The following is a 12,698-nucleotide window of genomic DNA, read 5'->3' as shown; positions in this document are numbered from 1 at the left end:
AAGCCATCGCGCAGCGCATTGCGAGATGCGCTTTCTCAAAGTTCGTATCAGTTTCGTGACATCGGGTTTGTTCGCGTTGGCTCGCGCTGGCTCGCGTTGGCTCGCGCGCCCTCAGCGCAACTCACCCGTGTGGTCGCACGCCTGTGCGCCTGTGTGACCTGTGTGCGCACACAGGCGCGCGCCGGTGCTACGGTTCGCGACTGATGGTCCGCGCAGTGTGTTTCGATCTGATGGATACCGTCCTCTACGACCCGTACCGGGAGGCGCTCGCCGCGGCGATCCGGTCCGCCGCGCCCGCCGCGCCCGCCGCGCCCGCGCCCCCCGAGATTGCAAAGCACCGCGACCCCACGTGCTGGCCTGCGTTCGAGATCGGTGAAATCGATGAGGCCGAGTTCGCTCGCCGGTTCTTTCGTCAAGGCGCCGAGGGGTTCTCGTTCGACCTCGACGCGTTCAACCGGGTGCGCCGCGCGGGATATCGCTTCTTGCCCGGCGTGCGGGAGATCGTCGCGTCGCTCGAGGGCCGCGCGCTCCGGTTCGTGGCGAGCAATTACCCCGTGTGGGTCGAGGAGGTGCGCGAGGCGTTCGCGCTCGACGTCCTGTTCGAGGGGGTCTATTCGAGCCATCACCTGGGCGTGCGCAAGCCGGCGCGCGAGTTCTTCGATAGGCTCATGACGCGCATCGGGATCGGCGCGGGCGAGTGCCTGTTCGTCGACGATCGCGCCGAGAACTGCGAGGCGGCGGCCGCGGTCGGGATGCGCGCGCACGTGTTCGACGGGGCCGCGGGGCTGCGCGCGCGGCTGGTCGGCGAGGGGCTGCTCGGCGGGTAGCGCGCTCGCTCTGCTCCGCCCCGCGCGTCAGAGCGCCGCGCAGAGCGGGCACGACGCGCCCGCGTGCGGCGCGTCGCCGCGATGGAGATCGAGGATGGCGCGGGAGATCTGCGCGAGCTCGCGCCGCACCTCGCGGCGCATCCCCTTCACGCGCGGGATGGCCATCGAGTCGTAGGCCGTGGTCTGGTGCCGCATCCAGGCGATCACGGCCGACTCGGCGCGCTGCGCGACCGGGATCCGCTCCGTGCGGGCGACGGTGCCGCTGCCGACCGGCGTGGCGTGCAGCGTCACCTTGGTCGCGACCGCCCGCGCGAGCGCCGCGTAGCGCGGCGAGAACCGGAGGAACGCGGCCACCGCGGCCTCGAACTCGCGCACGTACTCTTCCTGGTCGCGCTCCCTCCGCCGGGCGTCCGCCTCCCGCTTCTTCGCGTACGCGGGCGTGCTGCGCTCCGCCTCGAGCGCCGCGCGGGCGGCCTCGATGGTGGCGGCCGGCGCCCAGAGACCCCGGGAGAACGTCTTCCTCCCGCGCTTCTCGACGACCATCCAGGACGGGCCCGCGAGCTTCACCCGGCGGGTGAGCCCGGCGTCGCCCGGAGGCAGGCACGCCCAGCCTTCGGGCGGCGAGAGCAGCGCGCCGTCGGGCGCGCGGAAGCGGCGAGGATCCGGGGTCGGGGCCAGGGTCAGGCACTCGTGCATGGCAAACCGCCGGCGTGCTAGGCCAGGTCATGCCGCGCGTCCAGAAGACGCCGGCCGGCGCCGTCGCCCCGCGCCGGAGCGACCCCGCTGGAGGATGGTACGCTCCGCGCCAGCGAGGGGCGCTCGCCGGTGTTCGCCCCGGCGCGGCCAACAGGACAGGAGGACAGCGTGTCGGACGACGATCGCACGAGGTGGGACGCCCGCTACCGCGAGGGCGGCGGCGATCCGGGGGAGCCGTCCGGCGTGCTCACGGCGCTCGATCCGCTCCTGCCCCGGCGCGGGCGCGCGCTCGACCTGGCGGGCGGCGCGGGTCGTCACGCCCTGTGGCTCGCGCGGCGCGGGCTCGACGTGACGCTGGCCGACATCTCGGAGGTCGGGCTCGGCATCGCGCGGACCGCCGCGGCGAGAGAAGGGCTCGCGCTGCGCACGGTGGCGCTCGACGTGGAGCGCGATCCGCTCCCTGCCGGACCGTGGGACCTCCTCGTGATCTTCTACTTCCTCGAGCGCAGGCTCGCGGCCTGCGCGGCGGAGCTCGCTCCGGGCGGCCACCTCGTCGTCGTGCACCCGACGCGGTCGAACCTGCTGCGGCACGCGCACCCGAGCGCGCGCTGGCTGCTCGAGGACGGCGAGCTGCCGGGGCTCCTCGGCGAGGCGCTCGAGGTGGTCCGTTACGAGGAAGGGTGGCTCGAGGAAGGGCATCACGAGGCTCGCCTCGTCGCGCGACGCCGGGGCGTCGCGGCGCCTCCTCCGTGACGGCGGCCCGCCGCCGACGTCGCGCGACGACCATGACGCACGAGCTCCGCGCTGGCGGGCGCCCGGCGCTCGCACGTCGCGGTGCGTGGGTCCCGAGGCTTGCCGCGACGCGAAGATCGCGCTTTGCTCGCGCCATGCGCTTCGCTCGCCTCGCGCCTCCCGATCAGGATCGCCCAGCCTTCTTCGCCCGCCTCGACGGCGCAGCCGCGCTCGTCCTGGACGCTCCGCCCTGGCTCGGCGGCAAGACCACGGGGGAGGCCGTGGCGTGGACCGACATCGACCTCGCCTGCCCCGTGGTCCCCACGAAGATCGTGTGTGTGGGGCGCAATTACGCCGCGCACGCGCAGGAGCTGGGCAACGACGTCCCGGTCGAGCCGCTCCTCTTCCTCAAGCCGCCGTCGGCGCTCATCGGTCCTGGCCAGTCCATCGTGCTCCCTCCGGAGAGCCAGCGGGTCGAGCACGAGGCGGAGCTCGGCGTGGTCATCGGCCGCCGCGCCCGGGCCGTGCGGCCGGAGGAGGCGCTGGATCACGTGCTCGGGTACACCTGCGTGGGCGACATCACCGCGCGGGATCTGCAACGGAAGGACGTGCAATTCACGCGGGGCAAGGGGTTCGACACGTTCTGCCCCGTGGGGCCGTGGATCGAGACGGCGCTCGATCCCGCAGCGCTCCGCGTGCGGGCAGTCGTGAACTCGCAGGTGCGGCAGGACGGGATGACGGCGCAGATGATCTGGGGAGTGGCCGAGCTGGTCGCGTACATCAGCCGGGTGATGACCCTGGAGCCTGGCGACATCATCGCGACCGGGACGCCCCAGGGCGTGGGGCCGATCGTGTCCGGCGACGAGCTCGTGATCGACATCGCCGGCGCCACGGCCGAGGCGCGCGGGATCGGCGCGCTGCGGGTGTCCGTGGCCGCGCGGGGAGACGGCGCGAACGGGCGCTAGCTCGGCGAGCGGCCCGGGGGCGGGCAGGGATCGAGGCTCCAACCCCGGCGCTCATCTCATGGACAAGCTGACATCAGCCCTTCCGCTGCTCTGATATCCTTCCACGAACATCGAGACCTCGCTCAAGGTCCCCATGTTCATCCCCAGACTCTGCCATGCGTCGAAGTGGTTGGCGACGGTGATGGTTCCGCTCGTGCGCTTCTGCGTGCGAACGCTCCAGAACTGGGGAGGGGCATTGACGCCATCGATCCCAATCACATCGGATCGATCGATTCTGTAGATGTCATAGACGCCTCCGTCGCTCGTGACGGTGCCCATGGTTCTTGTACCGCCAGGGGGGCGCCAGGTGCCCCAGCCATCGACGATATAGTATTCGACGTCCGGCTTCTTCGTCCATCCATAGACACCCAGGTAGGCGTTGCCGTTTGGCTGAAAGTCAGCCTCGTAGGTCACGATCTGGTTCCCCGACCCGGGCCTCAGGCCTTTACGGCCCAGCAAATTGTTGATGTCGCTCCATTCCACGCTGAAGCCATCCGCGGTGCTGGTCAGGCAGCCGGTCCCCCGGTCCATCCAGAGTTGATGGTAGAAGCCGCAGTGGTCCCCGGTTTGATTGCTGCAGACCGACTGTTCGGAGGTCGTGCACGTGTCGGGTGCGCCGCCGGCCCCGCCGGCCCCACCCTCCCCGCCGGCCCCGCCGCCGCCCGTCCCCGAGCTGATGCTCGACGACGAGCCCCCGCCGGCCCCGCCGCCGCCCGTCCCGGAGCTGCCGCTCGACGACGAGCCCCCGCCGGCCCCGCCGCCGCCCATCCCGGAGCTGCTGCTCGACGACGAGCTCGAGCTGCTGCTCGACGACGACGAGATGCTCGACGAGGAGTCCAGGACTTCGAGGTCCTCGCCCACGATGCGCTCGGGGTTGCACGCCAGCAGGCTGCATGCGACCGAAGCGAATAGGTAGCCAAGCAAGGGAGCGACGCGCATTGTAGGGTTCTCCATGATGGACAGGCGAAGCCGCAGGCCTCTGCTCGAGATGAATTGATGAACCATCGAGACGCCTGCGTGCCCCTCGAATCATTGGTTAAAATTCAAGATTTCCGGCCAGCGCGCTCATGATCCTGGCGATCACGAATGCACCTGCGAGCCTGCGCCGACTACATGCCTACGTTCACGACGTTCATCAAACAGACGCCCACACACGAATACGCCGTGCGGTGGGGCCGGGCATCCCACGGAGAAAGCAAGAGCAAGGGGGCTTGGAATACTCTTACGACCATGAGGCGAAAGTCAAGGGTCCTTCCTTCATCGTGGCCGCTTTGCCAAGCGGTGTCACGCAAGATTTTGCAAGATCACAGTCGCGCGGCGTGCGTGGGTCATCGTTCATCGAAGCCATCATCGAGCCCTGATTCGTTCACTGTCCTGAAAAATCGACGATACCTCCACAATCGACCCATGCGGCCGGCCCTCGAAGTTTTCGTGGATCCGATGGGTTAGCCCGAGGCGAGTCGGCGTCCGGAGCCTGCAGTGGGGAGTCACGGGGCGAGCGCCGGTTGACACGGCGTCTGACCCGCCTGTTAGCCTGCGCGGCATGGGAGCTCGTAACTTGCTTTGCACGGCGAGCGTGCTCGCGCTCGGAGTCGCGCTGGTCGGATGCGGCGGCGACGACGGGCCGACGCTCGGCATCGGTGGGGCCGCGGGTTCGGGCGGGATCGGGGGAAGCGGCGCATCGACGTCCGCGGGCGCCGCCGGCGTCGTGCAACAGGGAAAGCCGGACGCGCTGTACGGCGTGGCGCGCAGCGATTCGGTATTTCTGGCGGTGGGCGAACGCAGCGAGATGCTGCGATCGAGCGACGGCGAGGACTGGCGGCCACACGGCTCCTCGTTCTTTGGCCATTTGAACGACGTGATCTGGGATGGCCGGCGCTTCGTCGCGATCAGCGGCTTCAGCGACGTTCATACCTCGATCGACGGCACGGACTTCGAACCGGCCGGTGTGCACCTGCCGAACGAAGCCTATGCGTTGCTCTGGACGGGCACGACGTACGTGGCCGTCGGTGGGTCGGGCGCGGTCTTCACCTCGAGCGATGCCGCGACCTGGGTCGAGCAAACTCGAGCGCCCGCCGCCCGCGCTCAGCCTGTACGACGTCGAGTGGCTCGACGATCGCTTCGTGGCCGTGGGCGATCAGGGCCTCGTGCTCAGCTCGCGGGACGGCGTGACCTGGAGTGCGGAATCGTTCGGCATGCGCTACCGGGGCGTGGCGTGGCTCGACGATCGCTTCGTGGCGGTTGGAGAGGCCGGCGTGGTATCGACGTCGAGCGACGGCCTCCGCTGGGAGCACGTGTTCACCGGCGATCCCAACGACAGCGGCCGCGACATCGCCACCTCCGGCGCTCGCTATGTCGTGAGCGGCCAGGCCTACCTGCTCGCTTCCTCCGATCTGCTGACCTGGAGCGACCGCATGTCGGTCGGCGTCACAACGCTGTGTAGCGGCGTGGTCTGGACCGGCAGCAGGTTCGCCTCGACCTGCGACAGCGCCGTGTACGAGTCCGCCGACGGCGCGACGTGGCAGCGGCACCACCCCGGCGCCGCGGCCGACGACTGGCGCGATCTCGCATGGACCGGCAGCACGCTCGTCGCCGTCGGACAGGGTGGCCTGGTCACGACCTCTCCCGACGCCATCACCTGGAGCCCCGCAAGCTCCGGCACGACGCTCGACCTGGTCTCCATCGCCTGGTCAGGCGAACGGCTCGTCGCCGTCGGCAGCCAGGGCTCCGCCTTCACGTCACCCGACGGCCTGGCGTGGTCGCCACAGACCACCGGCGTCACCGACACGCTCACCGCCGTGACCTGGACCGGAACGCGCTTCGTCGCCATCAGCGCCTACGGCGACGTCATCGCCTCGGCGGACGGCGCGACGTGGAGCGAGGTGCCGTTGCCCGAAGGGATCCATGGCGGCTTCGAAGCCGTCGCCGGCTCGCCGACGCGCCTGTTGCTCGTCGGAGACGGCGCACGGATCGTGGCATTGCCAGCGCCGTGACGTCACGCGGAGGAAGGCGCTCGCTCAGAGCCCAGCGCCCTCCCGGAGCACGATCGTCACGTGCGACAGCCCTGTCCCGCCGAGGAGCATCGCCTTCACGAGGAACTCGACCATCGTGTCGAGGCACTCGGCGGGCGAGAAGCCCGCTCGCCCCGCCCCGAGCAGCGGCAGCGCCATGCTCCGGAGCTTCATCGTGTCCGCGTGATAGAAGCACCCTTCCAGGAGCCGCAGGATGAGATCGCGCGTCGGCCTGTAGGTCGCCACGTGATCCCAGTCGAGCGTGATCGCGTGGAACACGAACCGCGCGTTCAACCTGCCACCGGAGCTGACCACCACCCCGCCGTGCCGCACGGGAACGTACTTGCGCGTCTCCATGTGGCACACGCCGCCGCTCGCGTGGTTCAGGGCGAGCGCCACGCCGCCCGACATGGTGAGCTGCCCGTCGTCCGCGCTCACGAGCGCGTCGGCCGACACGCCTGCGATGTTCGCGCGCACGATCGAGAGCGTCCTGTCCCCGTGGAACTGGAAGGCCGTGACCAGCCCGGCAGCGCCACCCGACAGGAGGGCGGGCCGGAAGCGCGTGTACTGCTCCATGTACACGCGGAGCGTCAGGTCGTGCGGGTCCCCCCAGCGGGTGCTCTGGGCGCCCACGAGGGCGGCGTCGATCTCGTCGAAGGACTGGAAGCGGTCCTTCGGGTCCTTGGCCAGGCAGCGCTCCAGGACGGCCTGCACGTCCTCGTCGAGCTCGGGACGGAGCGCCCGCGGCCGGGCCGGGATGTCCTGCCGGTGCGCGAGCAGGAGCGGCAGGAGCTCCTGCTCCTCGAACGGCCGCTGACCCGTGGCCGCGTGGTAAAACGACGCGCCATAGCTGTAGATGTCCGCGCGCGTGTCGCTCTCCTGCGGGCTCCACGCCTGCTCGGGCGCCATGTAAAACGGCGTCCCCAGCACGGTGCCCATCGCGGTGAGGGGCTGCTCCCGGAGCGCCGAGGGCCCCGTCGTGGCGGTCAGGCGCGCGAGGCCGAAGTCGGCGACCTTCAGCTCCCCTGACGGCGCGATCAGCATGTTCGACGGCTTCAGGTCGCGGTGCATCACGCCGAGCTCGGTCGCGGCGGCCATCCCCCGCGCCGCATGGAGCATGTAGCGCCGCAGATCGTCGAGCGGCAGCGGCCCATCCTGGAGCCGCGCGGCCAGCGACGGGCCGCCCACGTACTCCATCACCATGAACGGCGATCGGCTCGAGAGGAAGCCGAAGTCGTAGCAGCTCACCACGTGCGGCGACTTGATGAGCGCCGAGATGCGCGCCTCGCGCAGCATCCGCTCCCCGGCGTGCGGATCCGTGTGCCCGGTGAGCACCTTGATCGCGACGACCCGCGCGAGCGCGAGGTGGCGCGCGCGGAAGACGGCGCCCATCGAGCCCACGCCGAGCAGCCCCTCCACGCTGTACCGGCCCGCGAGCTCCTTGCCCAGCGTCGACGCGTCGATCATGAACGGACCATCGCTTGCACCAGCGATGATGTTCGGAACCCCGGGCGCCGCGGTCAAGGGGCACGGCGCGCGACGCGGATCAGACGGCGTACGCCGCGGGTGCGCCGGCCTGCGCGCGCTGGCGGGGCGCCTCGCGCAGCCTCGCGATCTCGGCCTCGACGCGGGCCCTGAGGCGCGGATCGTCGGCGAGCCGCCTGGCCCAGAGCCGCTTCATGCGCACCCACACGGTGCGTCGGATCGCGCGGTCGCCGAGCGCCGCGGCGCCACCGCTGCGCTCGGTCGCGACGAGGAGCCGGGCATAGTCGGCCGCATGCAGCGGGCCACAGACGGCTTCCCACGCGCCGACGTAGGCCGCGTCGAACCTGTCGCGGAGCGCCCGCTCGCGGCGCCTGGCCTCTTCTGCCATCGACTCCCGCCACCGCCGCTCGGCCTCTGCCCAGCGCGCCTCCGACAGGCCGTGCGCCCTGAGCACGTCGGCGCGGGGGACCGGCTTCTCGGCGAGCTCCGCCGTGACGATGGCGCACCGCTCGAGGCTCACCTCGTCGCCGTCGCCGAGCGGCGGGAGCGACCCGGAGGGCGATTCGCCCTCGCGCCGGAGGACGTGAAAGAAGCGGGACGCGGCGGGTCGCTCGGGCTCGCGCGCGAGGACGCCCGAGGCCGGGGCGGCGTAAGACGAAGACTCGACGGGCGGCGGCACCACCTCGGCGGGCGGCGGCGGAGCATCCTCCAGCGCGAGGGTCGCGAGCCCCATGGGCGGGCCGGGCGCCGGTGAAGCGAGCGCGCCAGACCAGGGCGCGCCGGGGATCGGCGCCCTGAGCTCGACGCGCGGGGCCGGCCCCGGGTCGAAGAAGAACGGGATCGCGGGCCGCTCGCCGACGCGCACCTCCTCCTCGCTCGACAGCACGAGCGTCGCGCTCGCGACGGCATCGATCTGCGGTCGCGCTGGCTCGGGCCGGCCCTGCCGCGCCGATCCCGGCGCGGGCGCGAACGGAAGCGCCGGCGCGCGCACCGCCGCCTCGCCCTGCTCGTCGGAGAGCGCGACCGTCTGCAGCGGCGACGGGCGCTGGATCAGGTCGATGAGCTCGATCTCGTCGTCCGAGAGGTGGATGGTGCGCCCCGGATCCCCGTCCCGCTGGCGCGCCTGACCGGGCGCGTCCTCGATGTGCACGGTCCCTCGCGGGCCGATCGGGAGCGCACCTGGAGCCGCTCCCGCGGGGGCGGAGGCCCGCCCGGGCCGCAGGTCGGGCCACGCGAGCTCCTCGCCGTCGACCGCGACGCCGGCGGCGATCCGCACGGCCGCGAGGGCGTGGCCGTCGGGTACGGGGACGATCTGACGCCACACGACCGTGCAGCGCTGCTCGGCGCCGTCGATCCTGAGCGTGTCCGCGTTGAGCTCGATGACGTCGCCCCCTGTCGCAGGAGGCGCGGCGAGCCCGTGAATCCGCGCCACGCCGCGCGCTCGGGGCAGGCGCATCTCCAGCCGGCGAGCGGCCGGGTGCAGGTTCTCGAGCACGATCCACTCGTCGCCGCGCAGATAGTCGATCCGCTGGTCCGGGGGCGCCGCCTGGAAGTACGACCAGTCGAATCCAGCGGGGATCTCCGCGTTCGGCCCCTCGAGCGTCTCGCGCCGGGTCTTGCCGAGAAGCCGCTTGCGCACGGGCCAGGCCCGCGCGATCGGGCCGAGCCCCGCGGGCCGCGCGGGGTCCTGGGGATCGAGGACCCTGGCCTCACCGTCGCTCGCGTCGATGCCGAAGGGGTTCTCCCACCCGTTCGCGCCGCGCGCTGCCTTCTCGTACACGAGGGGCATCCGCTGGAACGGCTTCTTGTCGCGGACGAGGAGGCGTTTGTCGAGCGCGCAGCCGCCCGCGCCGAAGACGGCGAGCCGCACCGGCAAGCACTCGACATGCGCCCCCTCGGGGGCGTGGGCGTCGCCCGTGAAGAGCACGTCCGCGCGGCCCAGGTAGGGCGCGAGGTCGCCGGTGAACCGCACGCTCCGCGCGGGGTTCTTGCCGTGATGGACCTCGGCGCGGAGGATCTCCTGCGGCTCCGTCCGCCACATGGCCGCGCCGGGCGTGAACGCGAAGCTCGCCTTGACGATGATCGTGATGTAGCGCTGGCCCTGCGTGCGCCACGAGACGGCGGCGGCCTCGGCGCCCGGGAGCGACGTCACGGCGTCGGGCGGCAGCGCGCTCACGACCGCGTCCTTCTGCAGAAGCACCTCGCCATGGTTCGCATCGCGTCAAGCATCGCTCGGCGACCATTGAACCCGCGCAACGTGAACATCGCGTTGCAATCGCGTGATCTGCGTGTGGAGCCGGCGCGGCGGCGAGGCCGTGAGCGGGCGTGGACCGGAGCCGCCGCTCACCCGCCGCACGGGTTCGCCCGGCATGCCCGGACGAAGCCGATCTCGCTGTGCCCCGCCTCGATCCGCTCGATCCACCAGGCGAGCCCCGGAGTGGTGGCCCGGATGAACGCCGCCGCCTCCGCGAAGCGCGCCGCGTCTCCCCGCGCGGCGTAGATCTCGGCGCGGAGCGCGTGGGCCTCCGGCTCGTAGACGCCGCGGAGCACGTCGAGGAGGGCCGGGTCCACCTCGCCGAGCGGCTGCGGCCCGTACATCAGATAACGCAGGATGTGGTCGAAGCGGAGCGGGTCGCCCGGCTCCACGCGGCTCGTGACCGCCGCGCCGCTGTCGGGAGGGAGGCTCGTCCAGCGGCCCCAGGAGCCGGCGCGGGCGGCCTCGGGCGCGAGGCGCCCGAGCTCGCGCTGCTCCTCGGGGCTCGGCGCCGCGAGCTCGATCGGCGCCGGCGCGCTCTCCGCGCGGTCCGGCGGCCCGACGTAGACGATCACCAGCGTGTACTGCCCGGGATCGAGCCCCGCCGGGAGGTACGACGAGACGTCGATGAGCATGCGCCTGCACTCGCCCGGGCACAGGCGGAACACCGGCGTGCCGTGCTCGGGGAGCACGACCGGCGCGGGCTCGGTGCTCACGACCTCCTCGCCGGTGCCCGCCCGCGCGAGGCGGACGCCGATCGCGCCGGCGTTACCCGCCCAGCTCGGGCGCGGGAGCCGCAGGATGCAGGCCCCAGGGCGGTCGGCGCACAGCGTGATGGCCACGTGCAGGGGAAAGCCGAGCACATAGCGGCGATCGTGATCGAGTGAACGGAGCACCAGCCCAGGCGGGCCCACCGGGTCCCCGGCGCTCCGCGCGTGTTCATCGGACATGATAGCCCCTCATCTCCATCGAAGTCCCCTGTTGTTCTCGAGGCGCACGCGCCGGGTCTCCTTCACGTGGCGCCCGCACAGGTCGTTCCCGACCCGCCCGTCGGTTCCAGGGATGAGCTGCTGGTCGGCGTCGACCATCCAGTGGGACCGATAGTTCATGCAGCACGTCGTCCGGCGCGGCTGCCGGTAATCGAAGTAGCCGCACTTGTGCGGCATCCCGAACGCGTGCGTGAGCTCGTGGACGATGGTGTGGAGCGTGGCTTGCTCGTAGCCGCGACGGGGCTGCGCCCCCTCGGGGTCCCACCACGCCCTGTGATGGGTGAAGAGGATCGTCCTGCCGGCGAAGTACCTCGCCGGCCCGATGTCGATCGTGGGGCTCATGCCGGCGGTGTAGGCGGCCCCTGGGCCCCGCACGTCGGCCTCGACGCGCGCGGGGATGCCGTAGCCCGGGGGCTCCCACGCCCCGTCCCTGCGGCGGGCCCGGGGGAAGAAGAAGAGGCGCCGCTCGTACGCGTGCGCCAGGGACCCGTCGCCCGCGGTGAACTGGCTCTGGATGTCGTGCGGCGCGAGCCAGAGGCGGGTCCGCGGCGGGTCGTCGAGGACTGCCGCGCTCGCGACCGAGAAGCTCATCTGCCAGCCGTCCCAGCGAAACGTGACGTAGCTCGCTTCCGGGTGGGCGCCGGGGATCTCCACGTACTCGCCGCGTCGCTCGCCCTCGCCGCCGTCCAGGATCGTGACGCTCCCGGAGAACAGCAGGTCGCCCCGGACCTCGGGCACGGGGTGCGGCTCGAGCGCGGCGATCAGGCAGAACCAGCCAGGGTCCCCGGCGTGCTCGAAATGCTCGCTCACGAAGCGCGAGGCCATCTCGCCGAGCGTGCCCGCGTCGAGCGCCATGTGCTGCAGGTCCTGGATCGCGCGCGCCTCGGTGAAATCGAGCTGGGTGAAGACCGGCTCGAAGTGCTCCGGCGCCTGCTCCACGGGCACCGCGGGCGCGCTCTCCATCCGGATGTACTCGACGTCGATCCGGCGCCAGAGCGTCATGATCCCGGTCTCGTCGCCTGCCGCCTCGGCGATGCCATCGGCCTCGAGCTCGGCGCTCACGATCAGGTTGTCTCCGGCGATATCGGTCATGCGGCGCCGGATCGTGCTCCGCGCCCCCACGATCGCCGTGCTCGCGCTGGTCTCCGTCGCGTCGGACAGCGCGTAGCCCTCCACCTCTTCCCAGCCAGGTGCCCTGTCCTGCGTTCCCTCGTTGTCGTCTTCAGCCGGGGCCACATAGTCCCCCGCGGCGTCGTAATCGTTCTCGTCGAGGGAGGCAGCCCAGTCCGGGTGCACCTCCGGCCGCTCATTCGAGGGATCGTCTGGATCGCGCGCGCTCCAGCGAATCCGGGCTCCTTCTGGCAGCTCGCCCTCGGAGCTCGTCACCTCGACGGTGATCTCGACGAGCTGCGTATTCTTTGCCCACTGCCCATCGAGATCTCGGTTGATGTAGACGCGTCCCCGGTTATCGAGGCTCTTGTAACCGGGCTTGTATCCAGCCGCCCGCGTCGTCCCCGGCGGCGCCGTGCTGTCGGGAAAGCCCGGCAGATACAGGCCCTTTATGTCGACAATCCGGACCGAGATCATCGAGGCAGAGCATTGCAAATGCCGCGCTCAGCTCGGCCGCCTCCCGGCGTCTCATCCGCCGGGGCGCGCGCCTTCCGCTTGTCGCTTTCTCCCGGCGCGCGTTCGTGCGTAGA

The 12,698-nt window shown here is 71.5% G+C and carries 11 protein-coding genes; 5 read left to right on the top strand and 6 right to left on the bottom strand.

Annotated features, from left to right (window positions below):
* The first annotated feature begins 203 nt into the window (after positions 1 to 203).
* On the top strand, positions 204 to 827 hold the full coding sequence (locus tag WME97_RS15775; protein WP_437552733.1) for an HAD family hydrolase: 624 nt from the start codon (positions 204 to 206) through the stop codon (positions 825 to 827).
* 27 nt (positions 828 to 854) lie between these two features.
* On the opposite strand, the gene WME97_RS15770 is transcribed toward WME97_RS15775, so the two are convergent.
* Positions 855 to 1,523 carry a DUF2293 domain-containing protein gene (locus tag WME97_RS15770; protein WP_437552732.1) on the bottom strand — a complete coding sequence of 223 codons (669 nt, stop codon included), beginning with the start codon at positions 1,521 to 1,523 and terminating at the stop codon, positions 855 to 857.
* Between the two features lie 168 nt (positions 1,524 to 1,691).
* On the opposite strand from WME97_RS15770, the gene WME97_RS15765 reads away from it, so the two are divergent.
* Both WME97_RS15765 and WME97_RS15760 read left to right on the top strand, forming a co-directional pair.
* Positions 1,692 to 2,276, top strand: coding sequence for a class I SAM-dependent methyltransferase (locus WME97_RS15765; protein WP_437552731.1), 585 nt, complete (start codon positions 1,692 to 1,694; stop codon positions 2,274 to 2,276).
* Positions 2,277 to 2,410: 134 nt separating this feature from the next.
* Positions 2,411 to 3,220, top strand: coding sequence for a fumarylacetoacetate hydrolase family protein (locus tag WME97_RS15760; RefSeq protein ID WP_437552730.1), 810 nt, complete (start codon positions 2,411 to 2,413; stop codon positions 3,218 to 3,220).
* A 51-nt stretch (positions 3,221 to 3,271) separates the two neighbouring features.
* Here the strand turns inward: WME97_RS15760 and WME97_RS15755 are convergent, their stop codons facing one another.
* Positions 3,272 to 3,937 (bottom strand): glycoside hydrolase family 11 protein, encoded by a 666-nt coding sequence (locus WME97_RS15755; RefSeq protein ID WP_437555398.1) that lies wholly within the window; start codon positions 3,935 to 3,937, stop codon positions 3,272 to 3,274.
* On the opposite strand from WME97_RS15755, the gene WME97_RS15750 reads away from it, so the two are divergent.
* Entirely contained in the window at positions 3,858 to 4,175 is a 318-nt protein-coding gene (locus tag WME97_RS15750; protein ID WP_437555711.1) for a hypothetical protein, read from the top strand. The two genes, WME97_RS15755 and WME97_RS15750, sit on opposite strands and share 80 nt — an antisense overlap.
* 1,123 nt (positions 4,176 to 5,298) lie before the next feature.
* Complete coding sequence (locus tag WME97_RS15745; protein WP_437552729.1) at positions 5,299 to 6,252, top strand: WD40/YVTN/BNR-like repeat-containing protein; 954 nt, start codon at positions 5,299 to 5,301, stop codon at positions 6,250 to 6,252.
* A 24-nt stretch (positions 6,253 to 6,276) separates the two neighbouring features.
* On the opposite strand, the gene WME97_RS15740 is transcribed toward WME97_RS15745, so the two are convergent.
* The 4 genes from WME97_RS15740 to WME97_RS15725 all read right to left on the bottom strand — a co-directional run bounded on the left by WME97_RS15740 (position 6,277) and on the right by WME97_RS15725 (position 12,585).
* Entirely contained in the window at positions 6,277 to 7,737 is a 1,461-nt protein-coding gene (locus WME97_RS15740; protein ID WP_437552728.1) for a serine/threonine-protein kinase, read from the bottom strand.
* A 79-nt stretch (positions 7,738 to 7,816) separates the two neighbouring features.
* Entirely contained in the window at positions 7,817 to 9,955 is a 2,139-nt protein-coding gene (locus WME97_RS15735; protein WP_437552727.1) for a DUF2169 domain-containing protein, read from the bottom strand.
* Positions 9,956 to 10,098: 143 nt separating this feature from the next.
* Positions 10,099 to 10,959, bottom strand: a complete 861-nt coding sequence (locus WME97_RS15730; protein WP_437552726.1) for a hypothetical protein — start codon at positions 10,957 to 10,959, stop codon at positions 10,099 to 10,101.
* A gap of 9 nt (positions 10,960 to 10,968) precedes the next feature.
* A complete protein-coding gene (locus WME97_RS15725) occupies positions 10,969 to 12,585 on the bottom strand; it encodes a hypothetical protein (protein WP_437552725.1) in 1,617 nt (538 codons plus the stop codon).
* Positions 12,586 to 12,698 lie beyond the last annotated feature (113 nt).

Origin of the sequence: Sorangium sp. So ce367 (assembly GCF_051520455.1) — a bacterium.
Taxonomy (GTDB): Bacteria; Myxococcota_A; Polyangia; order Polyangiales; family Polyangiaceae; genus Sorangium; species Sorangium cellulosum_B.
The sequence above is the reverse complement of the archived record's forward strand: the minus strand, read 5'-3'. Positions and strand labels throughout refer to the sequence as shown.

Bases quoted from the DNA above. Each gene is read 5' to 3' on its own strand.
- WME97_RS15760 (WP_437552730.1), top strand. From the start codon at position 2,411: ATGCGCTTCGCTCGCCTCGCGCCTCCCGATCAGGATCGCCCAGCCTTC.
- WME97_RS15730 (WP_437552726.1), bottom strand. From the start codon at position 10,959: ATGTCCGATGAACACGCGCGGAGCGCCGGGGACCCGGTGGGCCCGCCT.
- WME97_RS15770 (WP_437552732.1), bottom strand. From the start codon at position 1,523: ATGCACGAGTGCCTGACCCTGGCCCCGACCCCGGATCCTCGCCGCTTC.
- WME97_RS15775 (WP_437552733.1), top strand. From the start codon at position 204: ATGGTCCGCGCAGTGTGTTTCGATCTGATGGATACCGTCCTCTACGAC.
- WME97_RS15740 (WP_437552728.1), bottom strand. From the start codon at position 7,737: ATGATCGACGCGTCGACGCTGGGCAAGGAGCTCGCGGGCCGGTACAGC.
- WME97_RS15725 (WP_437552725.1), bottom strand. From the start codon at position 12,585: ATGATCTCGGTCCGGATTGTCGACATAAAGGGCCTGTATCTGCCGGGC.
- WME97_RS15745 (WP_437552729.1), top strand. From the start codon at position 5,299: ATGCCGCGACCTGGGTCGAGCAAACTCGAGCGCCCGCCGCCCGCGCTC.